Source organism: Hymenobacter coccineus, from assembly GCF_001816125.1.
Classification (GTDB): Bacteria; Bacteroidota; Bacteroidia; order Cytophagales; family Hymenobacteraceae; genus Hymenobacter; species Hymenobacter coccineus.
Window position 1 is genome coordinate 1 of sequence record NZ_MDZA01000244.1, and the last position, 18,772, is coordinate 18,772.

13 protein-coding genes and 1 pseudogene are annotated in these 18,772 nt (G+C 64.1%); 9 read left to right on the forward strand and 5 right to left on the reverse strand.

Annotated elements, in window-relative coordinates:
- From BEN49_RS14160 to BEN49_RS29570, 3 genes and pseudogenes are all read left to right on the forward strand, one after another.
- Positions 1-2,203: glycoside hydrolase family 3 C-terminal domain-containing protein (locus tag BEN49_RS14160; protein ID WP_204376120.1), on the forward strand; the 2,203-nt coding region annotated here is incomplete at its 5' end.
- 299 nt (positions 2,204-2,502) lie between these two features.
- Positions 2,503-4,143: pseudogene (locus tag BEN49_RS14165) on the forward strand (beta-galactosidase); the annotation flags it as partial.
- Positions 4,144-4,271: 128 nt separating this feature from the next.
- The gene (locus BEN49_RS29570) at positions 4,272-4,421 is read left to right on the forward strand and encodes a Beta-galactosidase C-terminal domain (protein WP_239691941.1); all 150 of its coding nucleotides are present in this window, start codon (positions 4,272-4,274) and stop codon (positions 4,419-4,421) included.
- An 88-nt stretch (positions 4,422-4,509) separates the two neighbouring features.
- Here the strand turns inward: BEN49_RS29570 and BEN49_RS14170 are convergent, their stop codons facing one another.
- Positions 4,510-5,787, reverse strand: coding sequence for a pyridoxal phosphate-dependent aminotransferase (locus BEN49_RS14170; RefSeq protein ID WP_070744429.1), 1,278 nt, complete (start codon positions 5,785-5,787; stop codon positions 4,510-4,512).
- Positions 5,788-6,046: 259 nt separating this feature from the next.
- Entirely contained in the window at positions 6,047-8,422 is a 2,376-nt protein-coding gene (locus BEN49_RS14175; RefSeq protein WP_070744486.1) for an outer membrane beta-barrel protein, read from the reverse strand.
- A gap of 397 nt (positions 8,423-8,819) precedes the next feature.
- Between BEN49_RS14175 and tsaE the strand changes: the two genes are divergently transcribed.
- The 3 genes from tsaE to BEN49_RS25760 all read left to right on the forward strand — a co-directional run bounded on the left by tsaE (position 8,820) and on the right by BEN49_RS25760 (position 11,094).
- Complete coding sequence (gene tsaE, locus BEN49_RS14180; RefSeq protein ID WP_070744430.1) at positions 8,820-9,257, forward strand: tRNA (adenosine(37)-N6)-threonylcarbamoyltransferase complex ATPase subunit type 1 TsaE; 438 nt, start codon at positions 8,820-8,822, stop codon at positions 9,255-9,257.
- Between the two features lie 94 nt (positions 9,258-9,351).
- Complete coding sequence (locus BEN49_RS14185) at positions 9,352-10,578, forward strand: alanine dehydrogenase (protein WP_070744433.1); 1,227 nt, start codon at positions 9,352-9,354, stop codon at positions 10,576-10,578.
- A 24-nt stretch (positions 10,579-10,602) separates the two neighbouring features.
- Positions 10,603-11,094: a carboxypeptidase-like regulatory domain-containing protein gene (locus BEN49_RS25760; protein WP_083326102.1), complete on the forward strand. Its 492-nt coding sequence runs from the start codon at positions 10,603-10,605 to the stop codon at positions 11,092-11,094.
- 246 nt (positions 11,095-11,340) lie between these two features.
- Here BEN49_RS25760 and BEN49_RS14190 read toward each other — a convergent pair whose 3' ends face one another.
- From BEN49_RS14190 to BEN49_RS14200, 3 genes are all read right to left on the reverse strand, one after another.
- The gene (locus tag BEN49_RS14190; RefSeq protein ID WP_070744434.1) at positions 11,341-13,008 is read right to left on the reverse strand and encodes a formate--tetrahydrofolate ligase; all 1,668 of its coding nucleotides are present in this window, start codon (positions 13,006-13,008) and stop codon (positions 11,341-11,343) included.
- 252 nt (positions 13,009-13,260) lie between these two features.
- Positions 13,261-14,184: a flavin reductase family protein gene (locus BEN49_RS14195; protein WP_239691942.1), complete on the reverse strand. Its 924-nt coding sequence runs from the start codon at positions 14,182-14,184 to the stop codon at positions 13,261-13,263.
- 42 nt (positions 14,185-14,226) lie between these two features.
- Positions 14,227-14,832 carry a hypothetical protein gene (locus BEN49_RS14200; protein ID WP_125916871.1) on the reverse strand — a complete coding sequence of 202 codons (606 nt, stop codon included), beginning with the start codon at positions 14,830-14,832 and terminating at the stop codon, positions 14,227-14,229.
- 116 nt (positions 14,833-14,948) lie between these two features.
- Here BEN49_RS14200 and BEN49_RS14205 point away from each other — a divergent pair, with 116 nt between their 5' ends.
- The 3 genes from BEN49_RS14205 (at position 14,949) to BEN49_RS14215 (ending at position 18,695) form a co-directional block, all read left to right on the forward strand.
- A complete protein-coding gene (locus BEN49_RS14205; protein WP_070744440.1) occupies positions 14,949-15,371 on the forward strand; it encodes an IS1/IS1595 family N-terminal zinc-binding domain-containing protein in 423 nt (140 codons plus the stop codon).
- Positions 15,372-15,422: 51 nt separating this feature from the next.
- Positions 15,423-16,682, forward strand: a complete 1,260-nt coding sequence (locus BEN49_RS14210; RefSeq protein WP_094123167.1) for an MFS transporter — start codon at positions 15,423-15,425, stop codon at positions 16,680-16,682.
- Positions 16,683-17,162: 480 nt separating this feature from the next.
- Positions 17,163-18,695 carry a hypothetical protein gene (locus BEN49_RS14215; RefSeq protein ID WP_094123168.1) on the forward strand — a complete coding sequence of 511 codons (1,533 nt, stop codon included), beginning with the start codon at positions 17,163-17,165 and terminating at the stop codon, positions 18,693-18,695.
- The last annotated feature ends 77 nt before the right edge of the window (positions 18,696-18,772 follow it).

Sequence of the window (18,772 nt, forward strand, 5' to 3'; positions counted from 1 at the left end):
CCCCGCCCCGGCCACCACCCGGGCCACCGCCGCCAATGCCCAGCAAGCCCTAATGGGCCACGAAGCCGAAATTGAGGCCTTGCTTCAAAAGCTAACGCTGGAGGAAAAGGTGCACATGCTGCACGGCAACTCGGCCTTCGCCGCCGGCGGCGTGGCGCGCCTGAACATCCCCGAAATCATGACCTCGGACGGGCCCCACGGCGTGCGCCCCGAGCAGGGCCGCAACTGGAAGCCCCCCGTGGGCGCCAATGACGCCGGTACCGCCCTGCCCACCAACAACGCCCTGGCCTCGACCTGGAACCGCGCCCTGACCCACGCCTACGGCACGGTGCTGGGCTCGGAAGCCAACGCCCGCGGCAAGGACATCATCCTGGGGCCGGGCGTCAACATCATCCGGGCGCCGCTGAATGGGCGCAACTTTGAGTACTTCAGCGAGGACCCGTTTTTGGTATCGCAGCTGGTGGTGGGCTACATCCGGGGCGTGCAGGACCAGGGCGTGTCGGCCTGCGTGAAGCACTACGCGGCCAACAACCAGGAAACGCACCGCGACGACGTGGACGTGAGCATGAGCGAGCGGGCCCTGCGCGAAATCTACCTGCCGGCCTTCAAGGCCGCCGTGCAGCAGGGCGGCGTGTACTCGCTGATGGGCTCGTACAACAAGTTTCGGGGCACCTACGCCACCGAAAACGCCTACTTGATGAACACCATCCTGAAGGGAGAGTGGGGCTTTAAAGGCCTGGTGATGAGCGATTGGGGCTCGGTGCACGACACCCAGGAAGCCCTGCGCAACGGCACCGACCTGGAAATGGGCACCGACCTGAGCCTGATGTACCGGAGCGTGGACCAGAGCCAGGCCACGGCCACCGCCAGCACCGCCGCGGCGCCCGCCCGCAGCTACTACGACCAGTTTTTCCTGGCCGACCCCGCCCTGGCGGCCCTCAAGAAAGACCCCAGCCTGGTGCCGCTGGTGGACGATAAGGTGCGGCGCATTTTGCGGGTGATGTACGCCACCCACCAGCTCGGCGGCGCCAAGCGCCAGCCCGGTGCCTACAACACCAAGGAGCACCAGGCCACCGCGCTGCACGTAGCCGAGGAAGGCATGGTGCTGCTCAAAAACGAGGGCGGCCTCCTGCCCCTTAAGAAGTCGGTGAAGACCGTGGCCGTGATTGGGGCCAACGCCGAGCGGGCCAACTCGATGGGCGGCGGCAGCGGCCAGGTGAAGGCCAAGTACGAGATTTCGGCCCTGCAAGGCATCAAGAACGAGTTGGGCAGCGGCGTGAACGTGACGTATGCCCCGGGCTACACCATTGCCCGCGACCAGAAGGCCGACCCCGCCCTCATTGCCCAGGCCGTGGCCGTCGCCAAGGCCGCCGACGAGGTCATTTTTGTGGGCGGCTCCATCCACGGCTACGACTACAGCAAGTGGAGCGACAACGCCTACGACGCCGAGGGCGTGGATAAGCCCGACATGAAGATGCCCTTCGGCCAGGACGAGCTGGTGCAGGCCGTACTGGCCGCCAACCCGCGCACCGTGGTGGTGCTGCTGGGCGGGGGCCCCATCGACGTGTCGGCCTGGGCCGGCCGGGCCAAGGCCGTGGTGGAGGCGTGGTACCCCGGCATGGAGGGCGGCAACGCAATTGCCCACGTGCTGTTCGGCGACGTGAACCCCTCGGGCAAGCTGCCGTTCACCTTCCCCGCCAAGCTCGAAGACTCGCCCGTGTACAAGCTGGGCGAGTACCCCAGCAGCCCCGGCGACCCGCTGAAGGAGGTGTACAAGGACGATATCTACGTGGGCTACCGCTACTACGACACCTACAAAGTGGCGCCGCAGTACCCCTTCGGCTTCGGCCTGAGCTACACCACCTTCAAGTACGGGGCCCTGGCCGTGACGCCCGGCCCGCAGAGCGCCACCGTGAAGCTGAGCGTGACCAACAGCGGCAAGGTGGCCGGCGCTGAAGTCGTGCAGCTCTACGTGCACGACAACCAAACCGCCGTGAAGCGCCCCGAGAAGGAGCTGAAGGCCTTCGAGAAGGTATTCCTGAAGCCTGGCGAAACTAAAACCGTGACCCTAGCCCTGCCCGCCGAATCGTTCAAGTACTACGACGAAGGCAAAAAGCAGTGGGTGCTGGCCCCCGGCACGTTCGACCTGCTGGTGGGCAGCTCCTCGCGCGACATCCGCCAAACCGGCACCGTGAAGCTGTAGAACCATAAGCTTGTAACCTTGTAGCGCGGACTCTATCGTTCGCGTCGCTGCCCGGTCGCTACCCGATAATCGGTAGGCCGAAGCAAGCGGCGCGGACGACAAAGCCCGCGCTACGTGCTTGTACCCTGCATACTTTCTTGCTTATGAAACACTTGCTGCTCACCCTTGGTCTGCTGGCCGGGGCCCTGCCCGGAGCCCGGGCCCAAACCCGGCCCATCAAACAGGACAAGCTGCTCTACGGCGTGGCGTACTACGACGAGTACATGCCCTACGACCGCCTGGACAAGGACGTGGCCATGATGAAGGCCACGGGCATCAACGTGGTGCGCATCGCCGAATCGACGTGGAGCACGCTGGAGCCGCAGGAGGGTGTGTTCGACTACTCGCACGTGGACCGGGTGCTGAACGCCATGCACAAGGCCGGCATCAGCGTCATTATCGGCACGCCGACCTACGCGGTGCCCACGTGGCTGGCCCGCAAGTACCCGGCCATCCTGGCCGTCACTGCGCGCGGGCAAAACCAGTACGGCGTGCGCCAGAACATGGATATCAGCAACCCCGACTTTCGCCGCCACGCCGAGGCGGTGATTAGGGCCCTGGTGGGGCACGTGAAGAACCACCCGGCCATCATCGGCTACCAGGTGGACAACGAGACGAAGGCCTACGGCACGGCCGGGCCGGCGGTGCAGGCGCTGTTCGTGAAGCACATGCAGCAGAAGTTTCCGTCGCTCGACGTGCTGAACAAGGCCTACGGGCTGGATTACTGGAGCAACCGCATCAACAGCTGGGAGGATTTTCCGTCCACGGTAGGCACCATCAACGCCAGCCTGGGCAGCGAGTTCAGCGCGTTTCAGCGGCAGCTCGTGACGGACTACCTGGCCTGGCAGGCAGCCATCGTGCGCGAGTACAAGAAGCCGGAGCAGTTCGTCACCCAGAACTTTGACCTGGGCTGGCGCGGCGCCTCCTACGGCATCCAGCCCGAGGTGGACCACTTCGCCGCTGCCAAGGCGCTGGACGTGGCGGGCATCGACATTTACCACCCCAGCCAGGACCAGCTCACGGGTACCGAAATTGCCTTCGGCGGCGACCTGACCCGCTCAATGAAAGGCGGCCAAAACTATCTGGTGCTCGAAACTGAGGCCCAGGGCTTCCCGCAGTGGGTGCCCTACCCGGGCCAGCTGCGCCTGCAGGCCTTCAGCCACCTGGCCTCGGGGGCTAATATGGTGGAGTACTGGCACTGGAGCAGCATCCACAACTCGGCCGAAACGTACTGGAAGGGCCTGCTCAGCCACGACTTCATGCCCAGCCCGACCTACGACGAGGCCGGCACCATCGGCCGCGACTTCCAGCGCCTGAGCCCGCAGCTTGTCAACCTAAAGAAGACCAACAAAGTCGCCATCCTTTTCAGCAACCAGGCCCTGACAGCGGAAGGCTGGTTTGCCAACGGGCTGGAATACAACGAGGTGCTGCGGCCCTTCTACGATGCGCTGTACCGCCAGAACGTGGGCTGCGACCTGGTGGACCCCAGCAGCCCCAACCTCGACCAGTACCAGCTCCTCATCGTGCCCATGCTCTACGCCGCGCCCACCAGCCTGCTGGAGCGGCTCAACCAGTTTGTGCAAAAGGGCGGCCACCTGGTGTGCACCTACCGCAGCGGCTTTTCGGACGAGAACGTGCAGGTGCGCAGCACCGTGCAGCCGGGCGTGCTCAGCGCGGCCCTCGGCGTGACGTACAGCCAGTTCACGGCCCCCGTCAACGTCGGCCTGAAGGGCGACCCGTACCACGTGGGCGCTAAGGACAATGAGGTGACTACGTGGATGGAGCTGCTCACGCCCACCACGGCCACCGTACTGGCCAGCTACGACCACCCCGTGTGGGGCAAGTACGCGGCCATCACCGAGAACCGCTACGGCAAGGGCCTGGCCACCTACGTGGGCTGCCACACCGGCCCGGTGCTGGTGGAGAAAATTGTGGCCGACGCCGTGAAAAAAGCCAACCTCTGGGGCCCGACCAGGCCCTGGCCTTCCCAATCATCACCCGTGCGGGCGTCAACCAGCGCGGCAAGGCGGTGCACTACTACTTCAACTACGCCGCCGCGCCCGCCACCGCCACCTACCCCCACGGCCGCGGCCGCGAGCTGCTCTCGGGCGAGGCCGTGGCTAAAAACCAGTCGTTGGCCCTCGCCCCTTGGGGCGTGAAAATCGTGGAAGAGCAGTAGTTAGTCAGTTAAAAGTTTTGAGTTAAAAGTAAAATCTGACTTCACTACGAAGCCAGGATTTTAACTTTTAACTCAAAACTTTTAACTGTTAGTGCGCCACCGGTTCGCGCACGCCCAGCGCGTCGAGGGCGGCCGGCAGGCGTAGCAGCGCCGCTTCGATGGAAGCCATCGACTCGGCGCCGACCGAGAGGCGGAACCACGGATCGGTGGCTTCGGCCCCGAAGGCGCTGAACGGCACCATGGCCAGCCCGGCGGCTTGGATGAGGTACGAGGCCAGGTCTTTGCCCGTGGCCAGCACTTGGCCGGCGGGCGTGGTGCGGCCCACCGCGTCGATGCGGGTGGTGAGGTAGATGGCCCCGGCCGGCGCGATGGCCGCCACCGGGTAGCCCTGGGCCTCCAGGGCCCCCAGGCCGTCGTAGAGGGCCTGCAAGCTGCGCTGCAAGCCGGCCTTGATGCCGTCGAGGAAGGCATCAACGGCCCCGGTTTGGGGCAGGAACTTGGCGGCGGCCACTTGCTCGGCCTTGGGGGCCCAGGCCCCCACGTGGCCCAGAATCGCCTTCATCTGGTCAATGACCAGGGCGGGCCCGAAGGCGTAGCCCACGCGCACGCCGGTGGCGGCGAAGCACTTGGAGAGGCCGTCGATGTAGAGCACGTACTCGCGCAGGGCGGGGCGCAGGCTCACGGGGTCGAAGTGCTCGGTTTCGCCGAAGGTCAGCAGCCAGTAAATCTGGTCGTAGAGGATGTAGAGGGGCTTTTCGTTGGGGCCCCGGCTTTGGTTTTCGAGCAGCACCAGGTCGCAGATTTCCTCGAGCGCGGCCTTGGTGAACACCGTGCCCGTGGGGTTCAGCGGCGAACACAGGGCCAACAGCGTGGCCCCGGCCAGGTGGGGGGCCAGGTCGGCGGCGGTGGGCATGAAGTCGGCCTCGGGGCGGGTGGGCACGGCCACGGGCACGGCCCCGGTGAGGTGGCAGTAGTGGTTGTTGTTCCACGACGGCACCGGGAACACCACCCGGTCGCCGGGGTCCACCAGGGCCCGGTAGGCGGCGTAAATGAGCGGGCGCGAGCCCCCGGCCACCAGAAACTCGGCCGGCGTGTACGTCAGACCCTGCCGATCATGCACAAAGTCGGCCGCCGCCTGGCGCAGCTCGGCGATGCCGGGCGCGGGCGGGTAGTTGGTTTGGTGCTGCTGGTAGGCGGCGATGATGCCCGCTTGCAAGCCGTCGGGAATTGGGAACAGGGCGGGGTCGAAGTCGCCGATGGTGAGGTTGCAGATGGTCGCGCCCTGGCGCACCATCTCGCTCACCTCGTTGCCTATTTTGATGATTTCGGAGCCGCTGAGGCCCGCGGCCAGGTGCGATATTTTCATGGGAAGAGAAAAGGAAAGACGGCCGGTTGGCGCAGCGAAGGTATTATCCCCGCAACAACCGGAAGGGCGTCTGGGTTGCCGGGGGGCTCTGGGGCGGGCTGCCGGCTTTTTCGCCGGCAGCCCGCTAATCGTTGCGGGAAGGCTACGTGGGCGCTTGCGCCATTGCCGACTGACCAACGATTCCTAACGATTCAGCGATTACCGGGCAGCCGGCGAAAAGCCGGCAGCCCGGGCCGGGGGCCCTGTGGCTGTTGCGCGGCTACTGCCCGGCGGCGCGGCGCAATTCCTCTTCGGCGCCGGCGGCGCGCTTGCGGGCCCCGGCCACCGTGGCGCTGCCGAAGCGGTAGGTGAAGGCCAGCGTGGCCACCCGCGTGTCCAGCCGCTGGTAGAATGTTTCCGCGAAGGTGGCGTAGCTCTGCGTAGAGCGGATGGGCGTGGTGTAGAAGATGTCGGCCACGTTCAAGCGCAGCGTGGCCTGCTTGGCCCACAGGCTTTTTTGCAGGCCGGCCGCCACCTGGCCGCGGTACTTCAGCCGCTCGTAGCCGAAGGTTTCGCCGGTTTCAAAGTTCGTGCTCAGCTCGCCCGACCAGCCGCCGGGCAGGGCAAACGTGTTGCTGCCCGAGAAGGTGAGGGCTGGCCGGCGGTTGATGGGCGGCCCCCCCGCGGGGCCCCCCACGAAGCGGGCGTAGTAGAGCACGGCGTTGCCGTAGAACGTCCACCACGGGGCCAGCGTGAGCGGCGCGGTGAGGGTGAGGGCGTAGTTGTGCTGCACGGCCAGATTCACGCTCTGGCTCACCACCAGCAGGTTGCCTTCGGGGCTGGGCTGGCTCTGGATGACAATGGGCCGGTCGGTGCGGCTGTAGCTGAGGCCGGTGCTGAACTTCTGGCGGAAGGTATGGGTCAGCTCCACGTTGTAGCTGGTGGCGGGCACCAGGCTGGGGTTGCCCGCGCCGTACGAGGTGGGGTCGATGTAGACGCGCAACGGGTTCACCTGGTTGTAGATGGGGCGCTCGATGCGGCGGCTCAGGGCCAGACTCAGCGCGTGCCGGTCGTTGAAGGTCTGGTCCACCGACAGGCTTGGGAAGAGCTGAAAGTAGTGGCGCTCGAAGTCGTCAGAACCGTTTGCCGACTGGCCCAGCGTGTTGGTTTGCTCGGCGCGCAGGCCGGCTTGCAGGGCCGTGCGGGCCCCGGCGCGGCGCAGGATGCCGTAGGCGGCGTTCACGTTCTCGTCGTAGCGAAACGTGTTGGAAATGCCCAGGTCCCGGTCCGTCACGCCGTTCTGCGTGCGGTCGAACGCCACGTCGTTGTCCGAGCGCACGCTCGTAACCTTGGCCCCGGTCTCCAGGCGCACGCGGTGGGGCAGGGGCCGGGCGTAGTCGGCCTTCACCGATTCAATGTAGAGGCGGCTTTGCTGGTTGCCAGCGAGCAGGCCCAGGGGCCCACTGGGCTGGTCGTAGGCCGTGGTCAGGCCGGTGAGCCGGCGGGTGTCGTAGCGGGCATAGTCGGCGTCGGCCGAGAGCGTGGCAGCCCCGGCAGAATCGGCAAAGACGTGGCGCAGGTTCGCGTTGAGCGTGGCGTTGGGCCGGTGCACGTCCTGGGTGATGACCGCGCGGTAGCGGCTGGCTAGGGCCACCGCGCCGTCGTACGTAGTGGTCTGGTTCTGGTTGGTGCTGGCGAGCTGGTGGGCCAGGCCGCCCGCGGTCACGCCTACCAGGGTGCGGGCCGAAAGATTGAAGTCGGCCCCCACCTTAAAGGCGTGCGACTGCAAGTGGCTCACCAAATCGTTGTTTTGTACGCTGCTGCGGCCGGGGCCCCCGGCGGGCGCAAACTGCCGCTCAATGTCAACCCGCGTGAAATTGCGCCGGTCGGAGTAGGTGTAGTTGCCGAAGGCGTTGAACCGTTGGCGGCGGTAGTTAAGGGCCCCACCGCTGGTAAACTTGCCGAACTCGCCGCGGCCGTAGGCGGCGTTCACGCTGCCGTTGGTGCCTAGGCGCTGGTCCTTCTTGAGGTGAATGGCGATGACGCCGGCCGTGCCTTGGGCGTCGTAGCTGGCGGGCGGGTTGGTAATCAGCTCGATGGTACTCACTTGCTCGGCGGGCAGGGCCCGCAGCAGGTCGGCCAGCTCGGTACCGGTCAGGGCCAGGCGCTTGCCATCGAGCAGCACCAACAGGCCCTGGCGGCCGCGCAGGCCGATGTTGTCGCCCGCATCCACCGTCACGCCCGGGGCCCGGCCCAGCAGGTCGAGGGTGGTGGCGCCGGCCGCTAGGGGGCTGTTCTCCACGTTCAGCACGGTGCGGTCGGCCAGGTGCTCATACAGCGGCCGGGCGGCCGTCACGGATACCTCCGCCAGGGCCGTGCCGGCGCTGCGGGCCAGCACCAACGGCGCCAGGGCCAGGCCCGCGGCTGGCAGCTCAAACGCCGGGCTCCACTGCCGCTGAAACCCCACCTGCGCCGCCGACACCAAGTAGCGTCCGCCCGGGGCCGCCGCCAGCCGGAACGTGCCCTGGGCCCCGGTAAATTCTGCCTTCACCGCCACCGAGTCGGCGGCGCGGTGCAGCGTGACGGTGGCAAAGACCACCGGGGCCCCCGCGTTGTCGGCCACGGTGCCGTTAACGGCGGTGCCCGCTTGGCCCATACCCGCTAGTGGTAGCGCCAGCAGCCCGGCCACGACGAAGCAGCGGGTGAAAATAAAATATAACCTTGTTGAGAAAAAATTGTGCATAGGCTATCCGGCAGCTAAAAAAAATCGTAACCAGGAGCAGACCCGTGGAAGGCACATGACGTAATTGTGAAGAGGTCCCCCATTGCCTGGGTCTGGAGCCTTTCCCAGACCCAGTGTTGGCAGGTGCTGAACCAATTGCAGTCAGGCATTTAGGTTAAAAAAGGTGGCGATTGGATGACTAGCAGGACTGGAAGATATAGGCAAAGTCCCTCACTTTCCAACGGCTAATTCGGCTTTCTGCCCGGGGCCCCGGGGGCCCGGCCGCGGCCCGCGGCAGAGCCGGCCACCGGGCCTTTGGTATTTTTGCCCGATGCTTCCCGTTCAGCTTTCCGTGCCCGCCCTCGCCAACCTGCCCGCCGCCGCCCGGCAGCTGGCCGCCGCCATTGCCGCCAGCGGCTGCCCCGTGGTGGCGCTGGTGGGCGAAATGGGCGCCGGCAAAACCACCCTCGTGCGGGCCCTGGGCGCGGCCCTGGGCGTGGCCGACGACATCAGCAGCCCCACCTTCGGCCTGGTGCACGAGTACCGCGACGGCCGCGGGGCCCCGGTGTACCACTTCGACTTTTACCGCATCGATTCCGTCGACGAAGCCGCCCGCATCGGGGCCGCCGAGTACTTCGATTCGGGGTATCTTTGCTTAGTCGAGTGGCCCAACCGCGTGGCCGCGCTGCTGCCCGTGCCCCGGCTCGAACTCACCCTCACCCCCACGGGCCCCGAAGCCCGGGAGATTGAATTAAAAATTATAAATTAAGAATTAAAAAGGGTAAGCAAGAAATTGAAAATAAAGGTTTTGCCTTTCCATTTTTCATTCTTAATTTATAATTTTTAATTCCCTTTTTTCCCCGATGCCCGAACAACTACCCTCCGGTTTTGAGTCGCTCGCGGCCAGCCGCGCCTACTTCACCCAGGAGTCGATGCTGGCCGTGGAAACGCGCAAGCGCAAGCTGTTCATTGGCCTGCCGCGCGAAACCACGCTCCAGGAAAACCGCCTGGGCCTCACGCCCGAAGCCGTGCAGCACCTCGTCACGGCCGGCCACGAGGTGGTGCTGGAGGCCGGGGCCGGCGAGCCCAGCAAGTACTCCGACCACAACTACTCCGAGGCGGGGGCCCAAATCGTGTACTCGCCGCAGGAGGTGTTCCAGGCCGATATTGTGCTGAAGGTGGCCCCGCCCACGCGCGACGAAATCGAGTTCATGCGCCCGGGCCAGACGTTGATTTCGGCCCTGCAAATGGGCACGCTCACGGCTGAGTACATCGCCGCGCTGCAACGCAAAAAGGTGAATGCCATCGGGTTTGAGTTCATCCGCGACCCCTCGGGGGCCATGCCCGTGGTGCGCGCCATGAGCGAAATTGCCGGCTCAACGGTAATGCTGGTGGCGGCCGAGTACCTGGCCCGCTCCAACGAGGGCAAGGGCATCATCCTGGGGGGCATCACGGGGGTGCCGCCTTCGCAGGTCGTCATCCTGGGGGCCGGCACGGTGGCCGAGTACGCCGCCCGCGCCGCCATCGGCCTGGGCGCCGAGGTGAAGGTGTTCGACAACCACCTCTACAAGCTGCGCCGCCTCAAGCACAACCTGGGCACCCAGCTCTACACCAGCACCCTGGATACGTTTGCCCTGAGCCAGCAAATCCGCCGGGCCGACGTGGTGATTGGGGCCCTGAGCATCGAGGACGGCCGCATCCCGTTCATGGTGCCCGAGGAAATGGTGGCCAGCATGACGCCCGGCTCCATCGTCATCGACGTGAGCATCGACCAGGGCGGCTGCTTCGAAACCAGCGAGATGACCAGCCACTCGCAGCCCATCTTCCGCAAGTACGACGTGGTGCACTACTGCGTGCCCAACATCGCCTCGCGCGTGCCCCGCACCGCCACCAATGCCCTGAGCAACATTTTCACCCCGATTTTACAGGAAATCCACCAGCACGGCGGCATCAACGAAGTGCTGTTCACCAACGAGCACTTCCGCGCCGGCGTCTACATCTACCGCGGCTCGCTTACCAACGCGGCCATCGGCAAGAAATACAACATGCGGTATAAGGAATTAGGACTGCTTATTGCGGTGCGGAATTAGCAAAAAAAGATAGTTGCTGAAATTATGGACCGGGTATTGTTCCTGTTTGCTGCACTTATTTTGGCATTTACCAGCGCAGCCCAATCGTATTTGCTATCAGGGCAAGTAATTGATAGTGATACAAACACAGGGGTGCCGGGCGTTACTGTACTACTGAAATTAGAAGCGACAATTATAGCCGGGTGTGGTACAAACCAGAACGGCGACTTTCAATTAACTAAAGCCGCGGTAACAGACTACGCAATTGAAGTGAAATGCCCAGGATACCAAAGCAAAACGTTGATTTTCATTGGTTTAGCATCCAACCCTGCACCTTTACGCATCCTGATGCCTGGGTTCTGCCCTTACACTTACACTCGTGGCAAAATACCCCTATGCATTGGCGGTCATACCGACCAGATAGTACCCATTTTTTATGGCTTGCCTCCTGCCAGAATAATGGAAAAAGCTAAAAAAACAAACCATATCTGGGTGGGTGTGAAATCACAAATTGTGACCCTAAGTATTACTGTCTGATTCATAAGAGAAAATTATAGTTGTCGGGTTAGTTGACTAACAATACCTTCTACGAATCCACCGTCTAACACTCAACCAAAAACTGCCGGGCCAGCTGAAACAATTGTTTCCTCAGCATCAGGATATCGCTGAGGTGTTTATTCTATCCTCAGGGCGAATAGTTTAAAAGCGCCAGCGCTGCTACTTGTTGGGCTATATGCGCCTCCGCACAGTTCGGAAAGCTTGCCCAGCTGGCAACCGTTTTGATTACGATAACCCCGTAATTACCCCGTCGTCGTCGATTTCCATGCCGGCGGAGGCGGGCACGGGCGGCAGGCCCGGCATCCGCAGCAGGGTGCCGAGGATGGGGATGAGGAAGCCCGCTCCCGCCGCCAGCTCGCATTCGCGCACGGTGACGCGGAAGCCTTCGGGCCGGCCGATGAGCTTCTCGTTGTCGGAAAACGACTTCTGGGTTTTGGCCATGCAGATGGGCAGCCCCGCCAGGCCCAGCCGGTCGATGCGACGCAGGTCGGCTTCGGCCTGGGCGGTGTAGTCCACGCCGGCGGCCCCGTACACCTCGCGGGCGATGGTTTCGATTTTGGTTTTCACCGGCTGGTCCCAGGCGTAGAGCGGGCGCAGGCGGTTGGTGCCCGCGGCGATGTTGGCCAGCACCGCTTCGGCCAGGGCGGTGGCCCCAGCCCCGCCCTCGGCCCAGCTGGTGCTGCGCACTGCTTCTACGCCGCGGGCCCGGCACAGCTGCTGCACCAGGGCCACCTCTTCGGGCGTGTCGCTGACGAAGTGGTTGATGGCCACCACGGGCTGGTAGCCAAACTTCTGGGCGTTTTCAATGTGCTTGGCCAGGTTGGCAAAGCCCCGCTCGCAACGGGCCAGGCTGGGGGTATTAAGCTCGGCGGCCGGGGCCCCGCCGTGGTGGCGCAGGGCGCGCACGGTGGCCACCAGCACCACGGCGGCGGGGTCCAGGCCGGCGTAGCCGCACTTGATGTCGAGGAACTTCTCGGCCCCGAGGTCGGCTCCGAAACCGGCTTCCGTCACCGCGTAGTCGCCCAGCGAGAGGCCCATGCGGGTGGCCAGCACGGTGTTGGTACCCTGGGCGATGTTGGCGAAGGGGCCCCCGTGCACCAGGGCGGGGGTTTGCTCCAGGGTTTGCACCAGGTTGGGCTTCAGCGCGTCGCGCAGCAGGATGGTCATGGCCGCTTCGGCCTGCAACTGGCGGGCGTAAACGGGCTCATTGGCGTAGCTGAAGGCCACCAGGATGTTGCCGAGCTTGGCCTTGAGGTCGGCCAGGCCGGTGGCCAGGCACAGGATGGCCATTACCTCGGAGGCGGCCGTGATGTTGAAGCCGTCGCTGCGCATCACCCCGTTGGCTTTGCCGCCGAGGCCCACAATGGTTTGGCGCAGGCTGCGGTCGTTCAGGTCGAGGCAGCGCTTCCAGAGCACGGTGCGCGGGTCGATGCGCAGGGGGTGGTTGGGCGTCTGGATGGCGTTGTCGAGGAGGGCGGCCAGCAGGTTGTTGGCCTTTTCCACGGCGTTGAAGTCGCCGGTGAAGTGCAGGTTGATGTCCACCATCGGGCTCAGCTGCGAGCGGCCGCCGCCGGTGGCCCCACCCTTGGCCCCGAACACGGGCCCCAGCGAGGGCTCGCGCAGCACTACCACGGCCTTTTTGCCCAGCTTGCGCAGCCCGTCGCCCAAGCCGATGGACACCGTGGTTTTGCCCTCGCCGGCCGGGGTGGGCGTGATGGCCGTGACCAGAATCAACTTTGCCTCGGCCACCTTTTCCGGGGCAATCAGGTGCAGGGGCAGCTTGGCTTTGTCGCGGCCGTAGGGCTCCAGGTCGTTTTCGGTAATGCCCAGGCGCGCAGCTATTTCTTTAATGGGCGGCAGAACTACGGATTCGGCAATGGCAATGTCGGTCATACGGGGAAGCTATTTATTGCGAGTAATGGCAACTGAAAAGCAAGGATTTTGTGTAGCATGTCGCACGAATAGTTTTTTGGCGATGGTCTAAAACGGGGTGGTCCAGCGAATTGCCCGAAGGGCTTCGTCGGGCCACTCTTACTAAAAAACAGCGGCCCCGGGGCTTGGTAAGAGTGGTCCGACGACGGAAAAAGTCGCCGGACCACCCCGGTTTAAACCACCGCTATAGTTTTTACTAACCTGCGTTATCATTCACTTAATCAGCAGCGTTTTCCACGCCTCCAATACCCGGCCTTCGGCCAGCAGCTGCTGGGCCAGGAGCATCAGCTGCTTCGGCAGCTCGGGGCCCCCGGCGGGGTGTTTGTTCAACAGATAGGCCACCATCGGTTCAGTTTTGAACTCCGCCACTTGCGCGGGGGTGGGCAGGGCTTCGTGCTCCACGTTGGCGAGCTGGCCCAGGTCGTTGCCGGTGAGGACGGTGCTGGTGCGGATGTGGGCCGGCAGCTGGTCGTGGCCCATGCCCAGGCGGCGGTTGGGCCGCACCACCTCGAAGAGGCTGGCCCCGCTGGCGCGGGCGTACCAGTCGCCGCCCAAGCGGGCCACGGCGTCGAGCTTGAACGGGTCGATGCCGGCGGCGTCGGGCAGCAGCACGTCCTGGCGGAAGTGGGCCCGCACTGCGCGGCACACCACCAGGTGGCCCGCGCCGGGGCCCTTGCTCAGCGGCACAATCTGCTCCACCACGCACTCGAAGGCGGCGGGGGCCTCGGCCACGCGGGGCGGGCGCACCTGCTCGCTGGCCAGCGCCGTGAAACCGGCCTTGGCAAACTCGTTCACGCCGGCCGGGTACTCAGCGCTGGCCAAGGACATTTGCTGCACCATGGCGTAGTCGCAGATGTTGACGACGACCTCGGGCACGGCGCGCACGTTCAGCAGCGAGTGCTTCTCGGAACCGTCGCGCCCGCGGTTCACGGGCGAAAACACGAGGATGGGCGGCGTGTAGCTGAAGATGTTGAAGAAGCTGTACGGGCTCAGGTTCACGCGCCCCTCGGCGTCCACGGTGCTAACGAAGGCGATGGGGCGCGGGGCCACGGCGCCCCCGAGCAGCGGCATCCACTGGGCGGGCGTGAGGTCGGCGGGGGAAACGGAGTGGAAGGCGGTGGGAGTGGGGGCGGGCACGGGGCGAAGCATAAGGATGGGGCCCAAAACTACCGCCTTTGCTCAGGCTGCCGCCGCGCGCCCAACCCATACCACTCCCGTCTGAACAACGAAGAAAGGCTTGCCGTCGTCAGATTTGGCTTCCCAATGCGCTCTTTGTAATAATAAGGGCCCCAATTCAGCAAATTCATCTGGCCAAAACGGTTCTCCATCCGCATAGGCGGTCCAGTGCAAGGCGCCCACTCCGGGCACCGAATAATATTCCGATGGAAAGGAAACGTTCACTGGTCTGTCGAACAAGCCCTCGTACCGCGTCTGGCGGGCGTCGATGCCGGCGACCAGCTGCGAGCGGCCGAACTCCGGCTCGTGAATCCAGACGGCCAAATAAAAATCAGGATAATGCGCCATTAATCCCTGACGCCACGCCTGAAAATCGGCCACCAGCCGGCCCACCCAAAGCTGCCGGATGACTAGCGGCGGCTTTTCGCTGACTGCCCAGGGGGCCAGCCCAAGTTTCTTAACCTCATAGTTGGACTCCGAAAGCCATTCGATAGGTAACTCTTCCGGAGTGGCTACTCGGCGCCGGTGGGCGCGTAGCACCCGCCGAAACCCGCGAATTCGCTTTTTGCGTCTCTTCCAAGGGGAAATTTTATTGGGTAGACCAGCCATGCCCAAATGTAGCCCCCTTGCCTAAAGTCGTTGAGCGGTCTGCTATTTTAAACAAACGATTGTTCTTATGCTAAAAAGCTATAGATTTGGGTCCTGCTGCTCCTTGCTCTACGCTGATGACCACGCCCGTTTGCCCCAAGTGTGACTCGAAGGATGCCACCAAAAGTGGCGTCGTGAACGAGCGGCAGCGCTTCAAGTGCCGGGCCTGCGGCTACCACTACACCGTGGCCAAGGTGGGCCGCGAGGTGAACCCGTACTACGTGGTGAAGGCGCTGCAACTTTACATCGAGGGCGTGAGCTACCGCGAAATTGAGCGCCTGCTGGGCGTGAGCCACGTGAGCGTGATGAACTGGGTGAAGAAGTACGGCGTGAAGGCCCCGCGCCAGCCCGAATACCACCCGACCTATAAAATCCTGAACCAGAAGGAGCTGGCCGAATTCTTCCAGAAGCCGGAGAACCTGAAAAGCGCCGGCCTGGTGGTCACCGAGCTGGGCGACAAGTACATGATGATCCGCTGGGAGCGGTTCCGGGCCGGGTAGGGCCCCGGGGCCCTACCGGCCCGCATTTTTCTCACTTTTTGCTTTTCTGTTATGCACGCTCCCCAACCCTCGCTTGTGCCCACCGGCCGGCCCGCGGCGGGCCTGCTCAGCGCCGTCGTCATCGTGGCGTCGCTGGGCTACTTTGTTGATATCTACGACCTGGTGTTGTTCAGCATCATCCGGGTGAAGAGCCTGAACGGCATTGGCATAACCGACCCCGCGGCCGTGACGGACCAGGGCCTGTACCTGCTGAGCATGCAGATGTGGGGCATGCTGCTGGGCGGCATCTTGTGGGGCGTGCTGGGCGACAAGAAGGGCCGGCTGTCGGTGCTGTTCGGCTCCATCTTGCTCTATTCGCTGGCCAACATCGCCAACGGCTTCGTGCAGACCGTGGACCAATACGCTTGGCTGCGCCTGATTGCGGGCGTGGGCCTGGCCGGCGAGCTGGGCGCGGGCATCACGCTGGTGGCCGAGAGCCTGCCCAAGGAAAAGCGCGGCTACGGCACCATGATCGTGGCCTCGGTGGGCGTGAGCGGGGCCATGGTGGCCTACCTGGTGGGCCAGCAGTTTGGCTGGCGCAACGCCTACTTTATCGGCGGGGCCCTGGGGCTGGGGCTGCTGGCGCTGCGGGCGGGCGTGTTCGAGTCGGGCATGTTCGAGCAAACCAAGCGCACCGACGTGGCCCGCGGCAACTTCCTGAGCTTGTTCGCCAACGGGCCCCGGTTTTATAAGTACCTGCGCTGCTTGCTGGTGGGGGCCCCGTTCTGGTACCTGGTGGGCATCCTCATCACGCTGGCCCCCGAGTTTGGCCAGCAGTTCCACCTGCAAGGGCCCGTCACGGGCGGGCTGAGCATCTTCTGGTGCTACTTCGGCCTCACCCTCGGCGACGTCACCAGCGGCAGCCTGAGCCAGCTCATCAAGAGCCGCCAGCGCACGCTGCAAATCTTCATCCTCTCGTCGGCCGTCACGGTGGGGGCCTACCTGTTTGCCCTCGACGGGGCCAGCACGGCGGTGTTCTACACGGTGTGCTTTCTGATCGGGTTCACCGGCGGCTTCTGGGCCCTGTTTGTGACGGTGGCGGCCGAGCAGTTTGGCACCAACCTGCGCTCGACGGTGGCCACTACGGCCCCCAACTTTGCGCGCGGGGCCACCGTGCTCATCGCCCCTACCTACAAGGCCCTCAAGGCCTACCCGGCGCTGGGCATGGTGGGCGCCGCCAGCATCATCGGGGCGGTACTGCTGGGGCTGGCCTTTTTCAGCGCCAGCACCCTGCCCGAAACCTACGCCAAAGACCTGGATTACCTGGAGTAGCCACGGCCCCCGCCGCCCGCTTGCCCCGGGGCAGCCTCTACCCGGGGCTGCCCCTTTTTATTGCTCCTGGCGGCGGATGATTATATTAGGCAGAAGCAATTTTCTCGCTAAATTAATATAGATTTGCTCATCTGATGTAGTTAGCCAGATTGGTTTTATGAGACTGAATTTATTAAGAATAAGTGTCCAACCAATGCTGCCAGCGCTTTCTGGCTGGTTCCGAATGGTGCCACCAGCGACGGGGCCAGGGGTTGAGGCTCCCTAAGACGGCCGCCGCTCCGGCCGGCCGTAGTCACCCAGAAACTAATCTATAAGCAATGCGCATGGCCAGGAGCCCCTAAAGCTATAGCGCGTTAGCAAAACGATTGCACGGCTACACCAACCGGCCGCCCGGTAATGGTACTTAGCCGTGCCAAACTGTGGCAGTGCCCGCTTTGGGGCCCTGTCCACAATCCAATTCCCATCATTCCTTTCTTCGTTATGCAAAAAAATCGCTACACGCTGGCCCTCACCGGGTTGCTGCTGGCCGGTATCGGGTCGGCGTTCGGGCAGGTAGCGCCACCGGCCGTGGGCACGTCGCCGCCGCCCGCCGAGCCGGTCGCGCCGCCTACCCCGGTGGCCCCCGCCAAATCGGCGGCCTACGGGCCGGGCATGAAGGTCAACCTCTCGCCCGACGGCTCCAAGTACCTGCGCTTTCTGCTCTGGACGCAGGTGTACGCCCGCTTCAACGAAAACAACACCAACACGCTGCGGGGCCCCAACAACCCCAAATCGAGCCAATTGGATTTTGGCATCCGCCGCTCGCGCATGGTGATCCTGGCCCAGCTCAGCCCGCGCTTTTTGGTTTATACCCACCTGGGCATCAACAACCAAAATGCAGTGAGTGGCGGCGTGTCGCCAGGGGTGGACGGCAAGAAGCCGCAGTTCTTCATCCACGAGGCCGTGACGGAGTACAAAGTCAATAAGTACGTCAGCCTGGGGGCGGGCCTGCATTACTACAACGGCATCTCGCGCCTGACCAACGCCAGTACCACGAGCATCCTGACGATGGACTTGCCGCTCACCAACTTCCCGACCATCGACGCGCTCGACCAGTTTGCGCGTTGGATCGGGGTGTACGCCAAGGGCCGCGTGGGCAAGTTCGACTACCGCGTGTCGATGAGCGACCCCTTCCTGACCAACCTGCCCACCAACCCCAACTACGTGGCGGGCGGCGTGCAAACCGGCAACCCCCTGGCCCTGGGCAGCACGGTGGGCGGCGTGAACCGGGGCACCAACGCCGCCCAGTACAACCCCCAGAACGACGGGCACGTGTACCAGGGCTATTTCAGCTACAACTTCCTGGAGCCCGAGGCCAACCTGCTGCCCTACACCCAGGGCACCTACCTGGGCACCAAGCGCGTGCTGAGCATCGGGGCGGGCTTCATGTACAACCAGAACGGCATGTACTCGCGCTCTTCCGGCAGCGCCGTTACCCTGGCCAACCTGACACCGGGGGCCGACCTTTACGCCGCCGTGCCTACTGAGAAGCACGACATCAAGCTCTTCGGGGCCGACGTGTTTTACGATGCGCCGCTCGACACGGCCTCGCGCACAGCCGTAACCTTCTACGGGGTGTATTATAACTACAACTTCGGGCCGAACTACGTGCGCTTCGTGGGGGCCGAAAACCCCGGCTACGGCGGCGTGGCCACCCGCGGCAACGCCGTGCCGCAGTCGGGCACCGGTGGGTCGGTGTACGGCCAGCTGGGCTTCCTGATGCCCAAGAACACGCTCGGCAAAAAGGCCCGCCTCCAGCCCTACGTGGCCTACCTGCACAGCAACTACGAGGGCCTGCGCACTTCCGACGGCAACATCAAGGGCGTGAACGTGTACGACCTCGGGGCCAACGTGCTCATCGACGGCCACAACGCCAAGGTGACGCTCAACTACCGCGCCCGCCCCGATTTCACCAACGTCAACGACGTGAAGTACCGCCCCGAAGTGACGCTGCAAACGCAGGTATTCCTGTAGCGCTTTTAGGGCCCGACGCTGGTGCTTGGGAGTTGATGCGTGGTGCTTGGGTCGTTCTAGAAGCCTATGACCCAAGC

What these genes read in the sequence shown, in the direction of transcription:
- BEN49_RS14190 (WP_070744434.1), bottom strand. Translation starts at nt 13,008, where the DNA reads ATGACCGACATTGCCATTGCCGAATCCGTAGTTCTGCCGCCCATTAAA.
- BEN49_RS25760 (WP_083326102.1), top strand. Translation starts at nt 10,603, where the DNA reads ATGGACCGGGTATTGTTCCTGTTTGCTGCACTTATTTTGGCATTTACC.
- tsaE (WP_070744430.1), top strand. Translation starts at nt 8,820, where the DNA reads ATGCTTCCCGTTCAGCTTTCCGTGCCCGCCCTCGCCAACCTGCCCGCC.
- BEN49_RS14170 (WP_070744429.1), bottom strand. Translation starts at nt 5,787, where the DNA reads ATGAAAATATCGCACCTGGCCGCGGGCCTCAGCGGCTCCGAAATCATC.
- BEN49_RS14215 (WP_094123168.1), top strand. Translation starts at nt 17,163, where the DNA reads ATGCAAAAAAATCGCTACACGCTGGCCCTCACCGGGTTGCTGCTGGCC.
- BEN49_RS14200 (WP_125916871.1), bottom strand. Translation starts at nt 14,832, where the DNA reads ATGGCTGGTCTACCCAATAAAATTTCCCCTTGGAAGAGACGCAAAAAG.
- BEN49_RS14185 (WP_070744433.1), top strand. Translation starts at nt 9,352, where the DNA reads ATGCCCGAACAACTACCCTCCGGTTTTGAGTCGCTCGCGGCCAGCCGC.
- BEN49_RS14175 (WP_070744486.1), bottom strand. Translation starts at nt 8,422, where the DNA reads ATGGGCCAAGCGGGCACCGCCGTTAACGGCACCGTGGCCGACAACGCG.
- BEN49_RS14210 (WP_094123167.1), top strand. Translation starts at nt 15,423, where the DNA reads ATGCACGCTCCCCAACCCTCGCTTGTGCCCACCGGCCGGCCCGCGGCG.
- BEN49_RS14205 (WP_070744440.1), top strand. Translation starts at nt 14,949, where the DNA reads ATGACCACGCCCGTTTGCCCCAAGTGTGACTCGAAGGATGCCACCAAA.